General features: G+C 42.0%; 14 protein-coding genes. 8 read left to right on the forward strand and 6 right to left on the reverse strand.

The annotated features are described in order from the left end of the window. Positions 1 to 38: 38 nt before the first annotated feature. Positions 39 to 728 (forward strand): energy transducer TonB, encoded by a 690-nt coding sequence (locus tag CHB71_RS00705; protein ID WP_089354959.1) that lies wholly within the window; start codon positions 39 to 41, stop codon positions 726 to 728. Here CHB71_RS00705 and CHB71_RS00710 read toward each other — a convergent pair whose 3' ends face one another. After that, positions 729 to 1,319 (reverse strand): LemA family protein, encoded by a 591-nt coding sequence (locus CHB71_RS00710; RefSeq protein WP_089354960.1) that lies wholly within the window; start codon positions 1,317 to 1,319, stop codon positions 729 to 731. 69 nt (positions 1,320 to 1,388) lie between these two features. On the opposite strand from CHB71_RS00710, the gene CHB71_RS00715 reads away from it, so the two are divergent. The 3 genes from CHB71_RS00715 (at position 1,389) to CHB71_RS00725 (ending at position 3,873) form a co-directional block, all read left to right on the forward strand. Next, a complete protein-coding gene (locus CHB71_RS00715; protein WP_089354961.1) occupies positions 1,389 to 2,288 on the forward strand; it encodes a TPM domain-containing protein in 900 nt (299 codons plus the stop codon). A 12-nt stretch (positions 2,289 to 2,300) separates the two neighbouring features. Next, entirely contained in the window at positions 2,301 to 2,948 is a 648-nt protein-coding gene (locus CHB71_RS00720) for a TPM domain-containing protein (RefSeq protein ID WP_089354962.1), read from the forward strand. 82 nt (positions 2,949 to 3,030) lie between these two features. Then, complete coding sequence (locus CHB71_RS00725; protein WP_089354963.1) at positions 3,031 to 3,873, forward strand: dienelactone hydrolase family protein; 843 nt, start codon at positions 3,031 to 3,033, stop codon at positions 3,871 to 3,873. Positions 3,874 to 4,045: 172 nt separating this feature from the next. Here the strand turns inward: CHB71_RS00725 and CHB71_RS00730 are convergent, their stop codons facing one another. From CHB71_RS00730 to CHB71_RS00735, 3 genes are all read right to left on the reverse strand, one after another. Continuing rightward, positions 4,046 to 5,263 carry a WG repeat-containing protein gene (locus CHB71_RS00730; RefSeq protein ID WP_089354964.1) on the reverse strand — a complete coding sequence of 406 codons (1,218 nt, stop codon included), beginning with the start codon at positions 5,261 to 5,263 and terminating at the stop codon, positions 4,046 to 4,048. A gap of 208 nt (positions 5,264 to 5,471) precedes the next feature. After that, positions 5,472 to 5,639, reverse strand: a complete 168-nt coding sequence (locus CHB71_RS18760; protein WP_179213268.1) for a hypothetical protein — start codon at positions 5,637 to 5,639, stop codon at positions 5,472 to 5,474. A gap of 102 nt (positions 5,640 to 5,741) precedes the next feature. Continuing rightward, on the reverse strand, positions 5,742 to 7,016 hold the full coding sequence (locus CHB71_RS00735; RefSeq protein ID WP_089354965.1) for a hypothetical protein: 1,275 nt from the start codon (positions 7,014 to 7,016) through the stop codon (positions 5,742 to 5,744). A gap of 60 nt (positions 7,017 to 7,076) precedes the next feature. On the opposite strand from CHB71_RS00735, the gene CHB71_RS00740 reads away from it, so the two are divergent. Beyond that, complete coding sequence (locus tag CHB71_RS00740) at positions 7,077 to 8,216, forward strand: outer membrane protein assembly factor BamB family protein (RefSeq protein ID WP_089354966.1); 1,140 nt, start codon at positions 7,077 to 7,079, stop codon at positions 8,214 to 8,216. A 42-nt stretch (positions 8,217 to 8,258) separates the two neighbouring features. Here CHB71_RS00740 and CHB71_RS18765 read toward each other — a convergent pair whose 3' ends face one another. Both CHB71_RS18765 and clpB read right to left on the reverse strand, forming a co-directional pair. Continuing rightward, entirely contained in the window at positions 8,259 to 8,405 is a 147-nt protein-coding gene (locus CHB71_RS18765; protein WP_179213269.1) for a hypothetical protein, read from the reverse strand. Then, a complete protein-coding gene (gene clpB / locus CHB71_RS00745) occupies positions 8,398 to 11,013 on the reverse strand; it encodes an ATP-dependent chaperone ClpB (protein WP_089354967.1) in 2,616 nt (871 codons plus the stop codon). Before clpB ends, CHB71_RS18765 begins: the two co-directional genes overlap by 8 nt. 256 nt (positions 11,014 to 11,269) lie before the next feature. On the opposite strand from clpB, the gene CHB71_RS00750 reads away from it, so the two are divergent. From CHB71_RS00750 to CHB71_RS00760, 3 genes are all read left to right on the forward strand, one after another. Then, positions 11,270 to 11,509 carry a hypothetical protein gene (locus tag CHB71_RS00750; RefSeq protein ID WP_089354968.1) on the forward strand — a complete coding sequence of 80 codons (240 nt, stop codon included), beginning with the start codon at positions 11,270 to 11,272 and terminating at the stop codon, positions 11,507 to 11,509. 111 nt (positions 11,510 to 11,620) lie between these two features. After that, complete coding sequence (locus tag CHB71_RS00755) at positions 11,621 to 12,001, forward strand: hypothetical protein (protein WP_089354969.1); 381 nt, start codon at positions 11,621 to 11,623, stop codon at positions 11,999 to 12,001. Continuing rightward, entirely contained in the window at positions 11,976 to 15,173 is a 3,198-nt protein-coding gene (locus tag CHB71_RS00760; RefSeq protein WP_089354970.1) for a T9SS type A sorting domain-containing protein, read from the forward strand. The genes CHB71_RS00755 and CHB71_RS00760 overlap by 26 nt, the downstream gene beginning before the upstream one ends. The last annotated feature ends 21 nt before the right edge of the window (positions 15,174 to 15,194 follow it).

Below are 15,194 nucleotides of genomic sequence, written 5' to 3' on the forward strand. Positions count from 1 at the left end.
TCGATCTAATGATTGAAAACCTTATAAATCCTTGAATCATGGAACTGAAGAAAAACAAAAAGTATGAGCTAGAGTCAAAAAGACCTATGTTCTTTGGTATTGGAATGATTGTTTCGCTATCTCTTACGCTAGTGGCCTTTGAATGGAGGTCTCCTATTGACCCTGTGGTAGAAACGACACCTGTCATTGAAGAACCCTGGTATGTGTTGGAGGAGCCAAAGGTTACCAAACAAGAGATTCCAGAACTTCCAAAGCCAAAAGTTAAAAAGCAGGTAATTTCAGCCGCTGTTGAAATCAAAGAGGTTGAAAAACTAACGAAAGCAATTGAGCAAGATAAACTTGAAATAGATGTTCAGCGTGCAATTGATGATGCTGTCAGTAGCGAACCGTTAAAAATTGAAGTGATCGACGATACACCTTTTGATGTAGTTGAGGAAATGCCTGAGTTTCCTGGTGGAGATGCGGCACTTTTAGGCTTCATCGCAAAAAACATCAAATACCCCAAAGCTGCCCAGCGCATTGGTGTTGAGGGGAGGGTGACTTTAGCATTCGTAATAGATGAAAGCGGAGCAATCACCAACATTGAAGTAATAAGGGGCATTGGTGCCGGATGTGATGAAGAAGCTATCAGGGTTTTAAAGCTATTACCAAACTATAGTCCCGGTAAGCAAAGAGGAGTCCCGGTTAAGGTAAGAATGCGGCTTCCGGTAAACTTTCAGCTCCAGTAATCAAAACGCTACCGTTGGGGCGTTCTCCGCTCCTTCGGTTGCCTCATAGAGTGGCTTTCTTTCAAAACCAAACATGCCAGCAAGCATGGTGTTTGGAAACTTCCTAATGTAGGTGTTATAAGCTTTAGTTTTCTCATTGAATCGCGTTCTGGCCACAGAAATCCGATTCTCGGTTCCTTCTAGCTGGGCTTGAAGCTCAAGAAAATTCTGATTGGATTTTAAATCAGGATATCGCTCAACAGTAACAAGCAACCTGGAAAGCGCGGAGTTTAACTGTCCCTGTGCATTGGCAAAATTTTGAAGTGCTTCCTGATTGAGATTCGAAGGGTCGATTTGAATGCTCGATGCTTTTGCTCTGGCCTCTGTCACTTGAGTCAGCACTTCTCTTTCTTGTTCTGCAAAACCCTTTACAGTATTCACAAGGTTGGGAATAAGGTCGTATCTCCGCTGATACTGAGTTTCAACATTGGCCCATTCGGTATTAACTTCTTCATCCATAGTCACCATGCTGTTATACTTCCCGGCGAAAAAATTGTATCCAAGAAAAACAACGACTACAATAATCAGTATGGTAATTACTCGCTTGCTCATAGGTTTTATTTAATATTCAAAGCTCAAGGCTCTCGTAGAATTTATATTTTCCTTATTTTCATCGAAGATATGAAATCATACCTAAAATCAATAGTCATTCTGCTTGTCGCAATAGTAGCCATTAGCCATTTGAAAGCGCAAGACCAGCAGGAAGTTCCAACACTTACTGAACGAGTTACAGATCAGGCAAACATATTGTCACCAAACGAAGTGGCATATCTGACCAATCAACTGAAAGATTTGGAGGAAAGGAAGGGCAGTCAGCTAGCCATCCTGACTGTATCTAGCACTAAACCGGAGACGATAGAACAATATTCTATTCGGGTGGTGGACCAGTGGAAACTTGGGCGTGAAGATGTTGATGATGGAGTGTTGTTAATCATTGCAAAAAATGACCGGAAGCTGCGAATTGAGGTGGGGTATGGACTGGAAGGTGCGATCCCGGATGCTTACGCAAAGCGTATCATCTCAAATATTATTGTTCCGCATTTCAGAGATGGTGATTACTACCTTGGAATTGAAGAAGGAGTTGAAGCTATCATTGGATTAATTGATGGTGAGGAATTACCACAAGTGACATCATCAGGTAGCAAGAGAAGTAGCAATGATGATCAATACTCTTTCTTTCTTTTCATAGGAATTGTAGCATGCATTTTTGTTGTGTTTATTATCAAAGGTTTACTTGGTAAAAAAGTAGGTAATCTGAAGAGCAATCTCATCATGGTTTCGATTGTATTTATCGTGATGTGGATTCTAGTAAGTTTTGGTGCTGCTATTTTTTCATCCTTTTTAGCACTTGTATTTCTAAACGGGGTTGGTTCCGGTGGAGGTGGCAGACGTGGAGGCGGATATTATGGGGGTTATGTAGGTGGTTCTTCCGGCTGGGGCGGAGGAGGAGGTTTCAGTGGTGGCGGGTTCTCCGGTGGAGGCGGAGGATTTGGTGGCGGTGGCGCATCCGGAGGCTGGTAAAATTTGAAGCATATGAAAAAATATATTTTCACAGAAGAAGAAAAGCATCAAGTCAAGGAGGCTGTTAAAGCACTCGAAAAAGAGTCTTGCGGTGAGATTGTCCCTTTTTTCACGAGAAAAAGTGATGATTATGCTGAAGTATCCTGGCATCTCTCAGCAATCCTTGGAATTTCGGGATTTGGGATTATTGCGCTGCTCTCCTATACATGGATGCTTCCTGCTTTATCCTTTCTTGAGGTATTTATCGTAATTCTTGGATTAATGGCTATTGGATATTTTCTCCCGATTCTATTTCCAATCCTTAAAAGAATTCTTGTTTCTGAGGAAAGAGCCATGGAGATGATATCTCTCCGTGCGAAAGAAGCATTCATCAATGAAAAAGTGTATGATACCAAAGAACGAGTTGGTATTTTGATTTATATAAGCAGGCTCGAGCATGTGGTCTTGGTCATGGGGGATGAAGGAATCAATGCCAAGGTTGACAAAGAAGACTGGGAGAAAGTAGTCACTCTTATTACCGATGGTTTAAGACAAAATAAAATAGGAGATGGGCTGGTGAGTGGAATCAACCACTGCAAGGACTTGCTCTTGAACAATGGTTTTATTCGAAAAGACTCTGATACCAACGAGCTGTCTGACGAACTAAGAATCAAAGATTAAGGCATCAGCAAGTTTGTTTTACCGGAACAGTCTGTAGCTGATTCCTGTTTACCTTTATACAAACTTAAAAACCTAAAGAACGATGAAATTCAAACTGTTTTATGGATTAGTGCTTGGAGCATTCTTGTTTGCTTGCACCAGCACAGAAAAAGAATCAGAGAGTGATACGCCGGAAGAAGTACCGGTGAAGGTGATCGGAAAAGTCACTTCGTACGCCACTGATTCTACAACCATGGTAGGTTATCTGGCCATGGACGTCAACGACTCATCCAAACGTCCGGGTATTTTGGTGGTTCATGAATGGTGGGGACACAATGAATATTCCAGAGAAAGAGCCGAGATGCTGGCTGACCTGGGTTATGTAGCTCTCGCTGTAGATATGTACGGAGATGGCAAGCAGGCGGCTCATCCGGATGAGGCTGGCGAATTTGCCGGTATGGTCATGGGCAACTTCGACGAGGCTAAGGCACGATTTGATGCGGCATTGGAAACATTAAAGAATCATCCAAATGTTGATAATGAAAAAATTGGAGCGATAGGCTATTGCTTTGGTGGGTCTGTTGTGCTAAGTATGGCAAATGCAGGTTATGATCTGGATGCGGTTGGTGCTTTCCATGCAGGTCTACGGCTTCCGGTAATGCCTGATTCAGGAGCTGTGAAAGGTAAAGTTTTGATTGCCAATGGAGGCTCAGATCCAATGATCACAGAACAACATGTTCAAGATTTCAAAACTGTGATGGATGCTGCTGGTGTTGATTACAAGTACATTTCTTATGATGGAGTGGTGCATGCTTTTACAAATAAAGATGCCGATTCACTTGCAGCAAAATTTGAAAATTTAAGAGGAGCACTTGCCTACGATGCAAAAGCTGACAGTGCAAGTTGGGCAGAGATGAAAGTGCTTTTTGCAGAGGCTTTCAAATAGTTGAAGAATAAAGATAAGTATTGAGCTAAAAACTATTTATTTATAACACCCCTATAATCCCCTCAAGGGGATATTCCCCCTTAGAAGGGGGTGAGGGGGATGTTTTAATGCCTTATTTTGGGAGAAGTTTACACCAACACACTTGAAATATTTCAGGACAGCCTCCTCCTTTTTATTTCCAAACATGGATATTCCCATCGGTATCTACCAAAATTTTCTTGTACTCCACAGGCACCACCACTTCAAAGTCGGTATTGATCACACCTAGGTTCCATGATTTTTTGCTTTTGATTAGTGCATATTCCCCTACAAAATCACTTACCCAAAATTTCTTAACGGGCCCTATTCGTCCCAGATGAGAACCTCTTGATCCAAAGTGATCGCTAAGTTCATGAAAGCTGCTGCTTAAGTCTGTCATAACAACCGGCACCACTTCTTTTCCACTCTTATCCAGAAAGCCAAACTTGCCATCCCTTTCAACTAACGACCAGTTGGAGTTTTCTTTGTCAAAGTAGCTAATACGCTCATAAGTTGGTGGCACGACCTCTTTACCCGCCTTGTCAATAAAGCCGTAAAGACCGGCCTTTCTGACTAAAGCTAGTTGAGGTGCGCCCTTGGTTCCGAAATCATAAATGCGTTCATACTTCGGTGCGATAACCTCTTTTCCGGCTCTATCAATAACTCCGTAGAGACCATTCACTTCCACCCGAGCCCATTGATTGGTGATGGTACCAAAAGATGAAATAGAAGTGTATTTTGTTGGAACAATTTCTTTGCCTGAACGATCAATGAATCCAAAGAGTCCGTTTTTTTCTACTTTAGACCAATCCACCCCTCCTGATCCAAAGCTTCCAATTCGTTGGTAGGAAGGTGCTACCACTTCTTTACCACTTCGGTCAATAAAACCATATAAGCCGTCTCGCTCAACTCGTGCCCATGAAACACCATAGCTGCCAAAGGAATTGATTTCGTTGTAAACAAATGGTACGGCTATTTCACCAGACCGATCAATAAACCCGTATAGCCCATCTTTCATTGCCAATGCCCAGTTTACATTTTTGCTTCCAAAAGAATAAATGCGGTCAAAGACTGGAGCTAATACTATACTTCCAGATCGATCAATAAACCCGTAGCGTCCATCTTTCTGGATTTTGGCCCAGTTGGAGGTTGACTCACCGAAAGAGTATATTTTCTCGTACTCTGTGGGGAGAACTTCTTTACCCTGACGGTCAATCATCCCATAATGATTGTTTTTTCTTACGACCGCCAGACTGCTATTGCCGTGCTGACCATAGCTGGCGATGTAATCGTATTTTTCATCTTGCGCTGGTGATGAAAATGGAAGGCATATAAGCCATAATAGTGTTGCCCGGATAACTTTAGATATCATGTGAAATGTCTTTTTGCACTATAAAAGACAGGCTAAAATCTAAATAGCTTCCGTGAAGAGATTTAGATTAAGCACACGTGCTGATGAAGAGTGCAATGGAAAGAAATGCAACAGTAGCGCGAAATATGTAATAATACTTATGCATGGCTAAGATTCGTTATCCTAACTATATATACGTATTCGGGAAGGTCTGAAAATTTATATTCGATCAACTGCCACATCCAACACACTCAATCTCTGAGTTCATCGGACGAGTTCCGTTTGCTTTCATCTTCAAATTGTGGATTTTGTCTTTGATTTCCATGTCATTAAACATGTCACCTGTCAGCTTAGATTCTAATTCAGTGATTTGTGATTGGATTTCTTCTGTAGTCATGACGCAGTTGTTACGGGTAATTGTTAGAATAAATTTAATGCGATTTGACGAAATCTGGTTCCAGTAAACCAACAATTTTTAGAATTCGGGCGGATGTTTTTTTTAAAATGGGCGTAATGCTGAGGATGAAAGTGGCTGCTCGTTTTCATTTCTTAGCTCAAAAGACAATAGCTCGGCAGAGCCCTGGAAAATGAATTTGATCACCTTTAGCGTGCCAATGGAATTTTCATATTGGATCATCAGTGGATCATTATCAGCCACATATATTGTTAGCTGTTTGCTATGATTACGGAATGCAATTTCGTGAGGAATGCTTAGGTCTGTTGATAGGGCAGAAAGGTCATTCAGCTTTCCTGACAAGACTTTTTCCGCGCACTTTAAAACTCCCAACCCATAACACCCGGTCTTACTGATCGGTACACGAATGCTCCCGTGTGTACCCTTTATTAGCACCTCATAAATCAGGCACGTCTGATCGTTTTCAAAAGCCTCACTTTTTAACTGTGCTACCATTGAAAAGTCATCTCCCGAAAGACGTGAAAGGTCTGCATGAGAAAGCGTAAATACCGGATAGGCTTGATCTGATTTAAACTCAATTCGCTGAAGCGTTTGCTTTGTGATTGCCAGTTTATCTTCAAGCAGGTATTCAGCTTCATCCAGCACAACCGGGTTGGCATCATAACCTTCATCCATTATCAAACCGTGCCATTGTACAGTAGTCACATGAACAGGCTTTTGAATCAACACCTGCTCGCCATAAAGAAGCTTTGCTTTATGATAATCGGGATAGTAATAGGTTCCGCTGTAAAAGTTACCCTCCATATCTAATCGGGTACGCTCATACGGGTTCCATGATAGCTCAATGTCAATATTGGGGCTTTTCACCTGATAATGAAAACCTATAGTCGCCGGAACACCTTCATGCACATCCACTTCCGGCTCCAGTATCACATCACCTATTACCTCGTCTGTTGAGGTCAATAAAATGATGGAAGAAACAACCAGCAGCAATCCCATAATATAAAGGATGGTTCGGTTCCTTTGCCTGTACCAACTCCTGTCAGTTTTGGAAAGTGATGCTTTAAAAGCATGCCACCCTGAGTGATCTAAGAATTGAGCTAAGGCCTCCAAAGTTTTAGCCTGAGGGATCGATTGGTGTTTATCTGACCAGATTCTTCGAAGCGTAGAGGTGCTAAGGTCTGTACGGGTCTTTTCAAGAATTACCTCGTGCAGATATTCAAAGTCCCGTTCCATCGGTTCGGAGCTTAGATTTAGCTTTTGCTCAATCTGCTTTTTGCACTGCGCTATGTAATCTCTTTCTTTCAAAATTCCTTCAAGAATATACTGCAAAGGTTTCGCCAAGGTTTTGAAAACCATGATGGTCGATCAAAAATCTGACTTTCGCTATGTTGGTGCTCAAAATAAAATGGACTAATTATGAAACGACTAATGACATTTGTCCTCGGACTAACCTACATCACATGCAGCTTTGCCCAGGCGCTCAGTTTAGACTGGAGTTTTCAAACCTCAGACAGAATACTGGCGGCATCATTGATTCAGGATGAAACAATATTTGTGGGCAATGAAGGAGGTGACTTCTATGCACTTGATCTACAGGGTAATGAAAAATGGAAGATAGAAACTGGTGGCAACATTCAGGCGAAAGCAACCTGGGTGGACGGGAATGTATTCTTTGAATCTGCCAATGTGTTTTACTTGGTCAATGCCAAAAATGGGAAGCAAATCTGGAAATTTAACACAGGTATGGAGCCATTCATCTTCAAGTATGAAGAGAGGGAATGGCCATACAAGATTGACCCCTTCGATGATAAACGATCGATAGCTACATACCATAGTGGAATCATCTATGTAGGGAGTGGAGATGGAAATGTATATGGCCTTAATGCTTCAAATGGACTGGTTGTGAAAACATATCCTGCAGATGAAAATGCCCCTGTGAGATCTTCTCCTTTTGTTAAGGACGATAGATTATATTTTGGTGACTGGGAGGGTATGGTATATTGTTATTCGCTGGATAGTGACAAGCTCATATGGAAAAAGAAAACGTACCGTGGCGAGAAGCCTTATGGCACTTTTGGTGGTGTTGTGTCCGAATTTCTGGCATATGATGGACTTCTGTTTTTTGGAGCTCGAAACTATATGCTCAATGTACTTGATATTGAAACCGGAGAAAAAGAATGGACCTACACAGACGCCAAAAAAGGATGGGTTATCGGAGATCCGGTGATATACAAAGACACGCTATACATTGGTGGATCAGATAACTATTCCATGCTCGCATTTGATCCCATCATTGGGCGGCCAATCTGGTCGCAGAATGGGGGGAAGAATATCTACACTAAGCCGATTGTGACTGAGGAGTGGGTAATTTACACTGCAGGGAATGGTTATAACCCAAAAGATTCAGGAGCGATTTTTTTACTGAACCGAAAGTCGGGAGAGGAGATAGCCAGATTTGATGTACCTGAGGGTACGTTCTCTTCCCCATCCATGTTCAAGAATTTAGTAGTTTTTGGGTGTTACGACGGAAAAATTTATTCTCTCAAAGTAGAATAATTCCTTTTTTAAAATAAAAAGAGATCGGTCTAGTACCGATCTCTAATCTTCTTCATCTTCCTCAATGATCTCCTGCCTAACATCATCCAGAGACTTAAACTCTTGAGTGTAAGTATTGTGAAAAGCGATCATCGTTCCGATGATCGCCACCCAAAACATGCGTTTGATAAGCTTCCAGACCTTATTCAATTTCTACTTTGTCAAGGTTCAAAAACTCCACTTCTCCACTATCCGAAAGTGTGACTCCTATCACCGAATCCTTTGCTATGTTGCCAGCCAGAATCTCTTTTGAAAGCTCATTAAGAATCTCTCGTTGAAGCACCCGCTTCAATGGTCTGGCTCCAAATTGTGGATCAAACCCAATCTTGCCAAGATGAGCCAACACCTTATTATCTGCTTCTATCTTAATTCCGTTTTCCTCTAGTCGTTTCTGGATGAGTTTGAACTGGATGCCAACAATCTTTTGCAGGTCTTCCTTACTCAGCGGACGGAACATGATCGTTTCATCCACCCGGTTAAGGAATTCCGGTCGAACTGATTTTTTCAATAGCTCGAATACCTGATTCTTAGTTTCCTCAATAACCGGTTCCGGATTTTTCTCATCCATTTTCTCAAAACTGTCTTGTATCAATCCTGAACCAATGTTGGTGGTCATGATAATGATCGTATTCTTGAAATTCGCTACACGGCCTTTATTGTCTGTTAGTCGTCCTTCATCCAATACCTGAAGCAGAATGTTGAATACATCAGGGTGTGCCTTTTCAATCTCGTCAAGCAAGATCACACTGTAAGGCTTCCTTCTTACCGCTTCTGTTAACTGACCCCCTTCATCATATCCGACATAGCCTGGAGGAGCCCCGATCAATCGGCTGACTGCATGTCGCTCCTGGTATTCCGACATATCAATTCGGACCATCGAGTTCTCATCATTGAATAGGTATTCCGCCAATGCCTTTGCCAGTTCTGTTTTACCTACACCTGTGGTGCCGAGGAAAATAAATGAACCTATTGGCCGCTTAGGATCATGCAATCCGGCACGGCTTCTTCTCACAGCATCAGAAACAGCTTGAATCGCCTCGGATTGTCCGGCTACTCTTCTGCCTAGCTCATCTTCCAGATGAATCAATTTATCGCGATCACTCTGGAGCATTTTTGAAACCGGAATGCCTGTCCATTTGGCAACTATCTCGGCAATGTCTTCAGCATCTACCTCCTCTTTTAGCAGACTCTTTTCTCCCTGCATTTCATGGAGCTGTTCCTGATATTCCGTTAGTTTTTGCTCGGCCTCCACAATTTTTCCGTAACGAATCTCAGCTACCTTATCATACTCACCTGCTCTTTCTGCTCGCTCAGCTTCCAGCTTATAATTTTCAATGTTTTCTTTCGCCTCACGCAAGCCCTGGATCACAGACTTCTCGTTATCCCATTTAGCCTTCAGCTCTTTACGGTCACCCTCAAGATCAGCAATCTCTTTGTTGAGTTGCTTTTCTTTCTCTTTGTTTTTTTCCCGACGGATCGCCTCTCGTTCAATCTCCAACTGCATGATTCTTCGATTCAATTCGTCCAGTTCTTCCGGAAGTGAGTCGATTTCAATACGTAACTTGGAAGCCGCTTCATCCATGAGGTCAATGGCCTTATCCGGTAAAAACCGATCAGCGATATATCTGTTAGAAAGCTCAACTGCCGCAATTACCGCATCATCTTTCACACGCACACCGTGGTGTACTTCATATTTATCTTTAATTCCTCGAAGGATGGAGATAGCATCTGTAACGTTTGGCTCATCAACAGTAATCGCTTGAAACCTACGCTCCAGCGCTTTGTCCTTCTCAATGTATTTCTGATATTCCTGAAGTGTGGTCGCTCCAATCGCATGCAGCTCTCCCCTGGCTAATGCAGGCTTCAGCAGGTTAGCCGCATCCATGGCTCCTTCGCCACCACCTCCGGCACCAATTAGCGTATGAATCTCATCTATGAAAAGGATGATCTCCCCATCACTGTCGGTCACTTCTTTGATTACTGCTTTTAGTCGCTCCTCAAACTCTCCTTTGTATTTGGCCCCTGCAACCAGCAAGCCCATATCCAGGGAGATTATGGTTTTTGATTTTAGGTTCTCAGGCACATCTCCATCAACGATTCGCTGTGCCATTCCTTCTACAATAGCGGTCTTACCTACACCGGGCTCACCGAGTAAGATCGGGTTGTTTTTTGTCCTTCGTGCCAAAATTTGAAGCACTCTCCTGATCTCTTCATCACGCCCAATGACCGGATCTATCTTCCCTTTTTTGGCGAGCTCATTTAGATTTTTGGAGTATCGTTCCAGCGATCTATACTTGGACTCAGCATTTTGATCGGTCACTTTCTCTCCTCCTCGTAATTCCTTGATTGCAGAAATTAATTGCTTCTCCTGAAATCCAGCATCTTTTAGAATCTGGGCTGGTTTGTCAGTTCCCGATAATACACCAAGAATAATGTGCTCTACAGCGACGTACTCATCACCAAAATCCTTGAGATACTTTTCCGCTTTTTGGAAAGCTTTGGCAGCATCATTGGAAAGGTATGGTTGTCCACCTGAAACCTTTGGGTACGCGCTTATTACCTCCTCCAAGGGGGCCTGAATCATCTGCTTACTGGCTCCCAATTTCTTTAATAAGAACGAAATCAGGTTTTCATCCGACACCAATATTGCTTTTAGCAAGTGTCCCGTTTCAATTACTTGCTGACCACTACCGGAAGCGATTTCGGTAGCTTTTTGCAATGCTTCCTGTGCTTTGATTGTATAATTATTAAAATTCATTAGTCTCTTATTGTTGTACGATCGGAAGAAAACAAAAGCCATTCCAATGATTTAATTGTATTATTTAAAGACAATTTGGCAGAAAACCTCTATCGTGCTTTTGGAAATTAAGACAACTAGTCAGGCAGAAATTTTTAATAATGAATTTGTAAATGATAAACTTTTGTTTGGGATATTTTTACTAAATCGCTGCTTTCGTTTGTTTATGAGGGATATACTCCTAATTTTAAGGGTAGAATTTAAAACCTGACCAAAAATGAAAAAAGTACTATTACTATTAGCTATGGTTGCATTCCTAGGAGCTTGCACCTCATCTTCATCATCATCCGAGTCTGAAGCAGAAGATGCAGTAGAAGAAGCTGGCGAAGCTGCTGAAGAAGCAATGAATGATATGGAAGAAGCAGCGGATGACGCTATGGATTCATTGGATGTTGCAGTAGATTCACTTACAGCAGAAGTTGAAGAAGCAACAGAAGAAACAACAGAAGAAGAATAATTAAAAGTTATTCTTTAGGAAAAATATAAAGGGAGCGCTGCTCCCTTTTTTTATTTCATTCACACTGATTAACAATACTCTTCTATTTTTGCTAATTCGTAAAAAGCTAATATGAACAAGTTTATTCTGATCTGCATACTTTGTTTTTTCTCATGTTCTGTGCAGAAAAATTCAACAGATCCCTTTGATAAAACCCTGCAAGAGGAATTGGGTGAGAACTTCAGCCGTATCCCGCAGGGGGAATATGTTCTGTGCCGATCAGATGGTAAGCTTAGTCAGCACAAAACCTTTCTTGTTTACAAGAAGTCATCAGAAGAGATTATTTATGGGCCCATTAAGTTGAATGGAGATATAAACTGGGCATCAAGTACAGAACTGCTCATTAAAGAGTACCCTGAGGTTATTGAAAACAAACAGGGTAGCTCAACATACACTTATTATTATAACCTGCTTACTGGCAAAAAATATGAGAAGAACAACGATCGTTTTTAGTGGAATTGTTGCAATTGGCGTTTTAGCAACGATTGCAATTTCAATTTTAGATGACCCCTCATCAGCATATCAAAATTATCTAGCTCAAAAAATTGAAGAGAAAAAAGAGGGAAAGGTAAAATCAAAAGCACCGGATATTCATGCCCTCATTCAGCGTGAGTTGAGAACTAGAATTGGAGAAGATTCGCCGGAATATGGCCCGAATCAGGTGATGGAAGAATTCTTAAAAGCAAAAACTCAACCTTCACAATTAAGAAGTACTACAGACCTGGAGTTTATAGAAAGAGGCCCTGGAAACGTAGCTGGCAGGACACGATCCATTTTAGTAGACCCTGATGACACTTCCGGATCCACCTGGTTTGCCGGCTCTGCATCCGGAGGAATTTGGAAAACAACCGATGCTGGGACAAGCTGGACATTTATATCTGAAGATATTCCCAACCTCGGGACAAACACGCTCGCAATGTCAGAAGCTAATCCAAACGTGATCTATGCTGGAACCGGTGAGCATTTTACAAACGATATTGATGGAGCAGGTTTATTTAAATCTACAGATAAGGGAGATAGCTGGACCCAAATTGCCAGTCCTTCAGATTTTCCTGATTTCAAAAATGTTTCAAGAATAGTCGTCAATCCAATGGATGAGAATGAGGTGGTCGTAACCTCAAGAAACAGCGTGTGGACAGGTGAGCTCAATGCCGCTATCTATAAATCAACGGATGGTGGTGAAACCTGGACGCAAGTACGTTCATCTACCAATGAACGGTATGACGATATCGCTTTTGACGCTTCAAACTTTAATGTACTATACGTTGCTATACGAGGAATAGGCGTGATCAAATCAACGGATGGTGGTGAAACCTGGACAGATGCAAGTAATGGAATGTCTCCAGGAGGACGTGTAGAGATTGGTATTTCTGATGTCAATCCAAATAGACTTTGGGCTTCTGTAGAAGGTGGTTTAAGCGGATCCGGGTCTGACTTGTATGTGTCTAGTGATGGTGGAAGCAATTGGCATTTGGTGGTTAATGCAACAGGCACAAATGAAAACTTTCTTGGCGGTCAGGGCTGGTATGATAATTACGTAACCACACACCCATTTGACGAAGATATTGTCTACGTTGGAGGTGTAAATAATTGGAAATTTGAGCTTGAACCCTCAGACACACTAGATGTAAAAAGTATTGATGTTGAAGACGGCACACAATCCTTTATCACCTATATCAACTTCGGAGGAAAATTTTATGGTGGAACCATAGATCAGGGTAATGTAGCTACAGAAGACCTTAAGTCTGTGGAGGTTCGTTTTGGCCAGGGGACTCAAAAGGCACACCGGTTCACAGTTGATGGGCAGGGTTCAGGCGTTCCTTCAAGCGGATACCTATATCAGGATTATGTTGACGTTCCATTTCAAGTTTGGGATACTGAAAACAACGTACAGCTTATGGCCTCATTTCGAGATCAGCAGGAAGATGGAAAATGGAACCTGGCGATTGCGAAAACTGACGGACAGCCGATTTCACATTCTAGAGAATACGTTTACATTCATGATATCGAATATCAGGATTTTGAGAATTCCTCCATTGCAATGAATGGCGGAATCGATGCTGGTCAGATGTATTTTTTCTGGCCTACTCTTTCTCAAGAGGCTGCTGGTTTCGATGAAAATAACTTACCTCTTTCCAATTTAGGCATTCTTGTAACTTCAATGGATGGGCTGGCTCGTGTTACAACAAGTGTATCTGACGCTTATGGACAGTTTGGTGGGCCTAACGCCTTTCCTCAATCGAGTAGAGCTGTTGGTATCCACCCCGATCAACACAACTCAATAGTTACTGACGTTGATGAGGCTAATCAAAGATTTGGTTTTCTAATTACGAATGATGGGGGTGTATATAAATCTGAAGTTGGTACAGATCCGGGCCCGAATCAAGGTGATTTTGAATATGTTAGTCATGGGTACAACACCACCCAATTTTATGGTGCTGATAAAGCTCCGGATTCTGACCGATACATTGGTGGAATGCAGGATAATGGCACCTGGTATCATAGTGAAGGCGTAGAGGGAAGCGCTACGGCACAATCAACTTTTGCCATCGGGGGAGATGGTTTTGAAGTGCTTTGGCATAGTGAAGATAAAAATAAGATCATCGGTGGCTCACAGTTTAATGGTTTCGGTCGTACCCTGAATGGTGGTGCTACCTGGATACAGGCAACAACAGACTATGAGGACACAAGTCCGTTTATTACCAGGCTTGCACATAGTAAGTCTAACCCCGATAGAATTTTTACCGTCGGAGCTTCGGGTGTATGGAGAAGTCAGGATTTTGGAGGAAGCTGGGACCTTACTTCACTTGTGAATCCGGATATGTGGTCGTTCACCAACAGTGCTGATGTAGAAGTTTCTTACAGCAACCCTGATATTGTTTGGGCTGGTGGTAGATTATATGAAGAAGAGCGACTGTATGTTTCTACCAATGGCGGTACCATATTCAATCCTGTTAATAATTACGAGGTATTCGAAATGGGGTCCGTTTCAGGTATCGCTACGCACCCTTCCGAAGACAATACGGCTTATGCTTTGTTTTCATTTGCTGGCTATCCTAAAGTTTTAAAAACTACAGACCTGGGACAGACCTGGGAAGATATTTCAGGGTTTGATGGAACCGGAGATCGAGGATTCCCGGATGTGGCTGTAAATACGTTGTTCGTTTTCCCTGATGATAATAATAGAATTTGGGTTGGATCAGAAATTGGGATTATCGAATCTACAGATGGCGGTGAGACATGGGGGCTGCTTGAGAGTGACTTTCCTGCAGTTAATACATATGATTTTAAACTATCCGGCAACACTCTGGTGATTGCAACTTATGGAAGAGGCATCTGGTCTGTTGAAATCCCAAATGCTCCGTTAAGTGCTGATTCAAATGATAAATTGGCGTCTAAACTTGAGATCTATCCCAATCCAATTAAAGAAAGCGCATCTATTAGGTTCGATAATGAGATACCTTCTACAATTGATGTCATTGATTTAAATGGTAGAAAGGTTCATCAAATCCTACCGACTTCAAAAGAGACCACCTGGAAGCCAAACCTACAGGCAGGAATATATGTATTAAGGTATGAGCAGAATCACCGACTCTATAGCCAGAAAGTAATTGTTGGAAAATAACATCAAAGGGAGCTTAGCGGC

Origin of the sequence: Ekhidna lutea (assembly GCF_900188325.1) — a bacterium.
Classification (GTDB): Bacteria; Bacteroidota; Bacteroidia; order Cytophagales; family Cyclobacteriaceae; genus Ekhidna; species Ekhidna lutea.

Coding starts and splice junctions, on each gene's coding strand:
- CHB71_RS00740 (WP_089354966.1), top strand. CDS start 7,077: ATGAAACGACTAATGACATTTGTCCTCGGACTAACCTACATCACATGC.
- CHB71_RS00750 (WP_089354968.1), top strand. CDS start 11,270: ATGAAAAAAGTACTATTACTATTAGCTATGGTTGCATTCCTAGGAGCT.
- CHB71_RS00735 (WP_089354965.1), bottom strand. CDS start 7,016: ATGGTTTTCAAAACCTTGGCGAAACCTTTGCAGTATATTCTTGAAGGA.
- CHB71_RS00730 (WP_089354964.1), bottom strand. CDS start 5,263: ATGATATCTAAAGTTATCCGGGCAACACTATTATGGCTTATATGCCTT.
- CHB71_RS00760 (WP_089354970.1), top strand. CDS start 11,976: ATGAGAAGAACAACGATCGTTTTTAGTGGAATTGTTGCAATTGGCGTT.
- CHB71_RS00755 (WP_089354969.1), top strand. CDS start 11,621: ATGAACAAGTTTATTCTGATCTGCATACTTTGTTTTTTCTCATGTTCT.
- CHB71_RS00710 (WP_089354960.1), bottom strand. CDS start 1,319: ATGAGCAAGCGAGTAATTACCATACTGATTATTGTAGTCGTTGTTTTT.
- CHB71_RS00705 (WP_089354959.1), top strand. CDS start 39: ATGGAACTGAAGAAAAACAAAAAGTATGAGCTAGAGTCAAAAAGACCT.
- CHB71_RS00725 (WP_089354963.1), top strand. CDS start 3,031: ATGAAATTCAAACTGTTTTATGGATTAGTGCTTGGAGCATTCTTGTTT.
- clpB (WP_089354967.1), bottom strand. CDS start 11,013: ATGAATTTTAATAATTATACAATCAAAGCACAGGAAGCATTGCAAAAA.
- CHB71_RS00715 (WP_089354961.1), top strand. CDS start 1,389: ATGAAATCATACCTAAAATCAATAGTCATTCTGCTTGTCGCAATAGTA.
- CHB71_RS00720 (WP_089354962.1), top strand. CDS start 2,301: ATGAAAAAATATATTTTCACAGAAGAAGAAAAGCATCAAGTCAAGGAG.
- CHB71_RS18760 (WP_179213268.1), bottom strand. CDS start 5,639: ATGACTACAGAAGAAATCCAATCACAAATCACTGAATTAGAATCTAAG.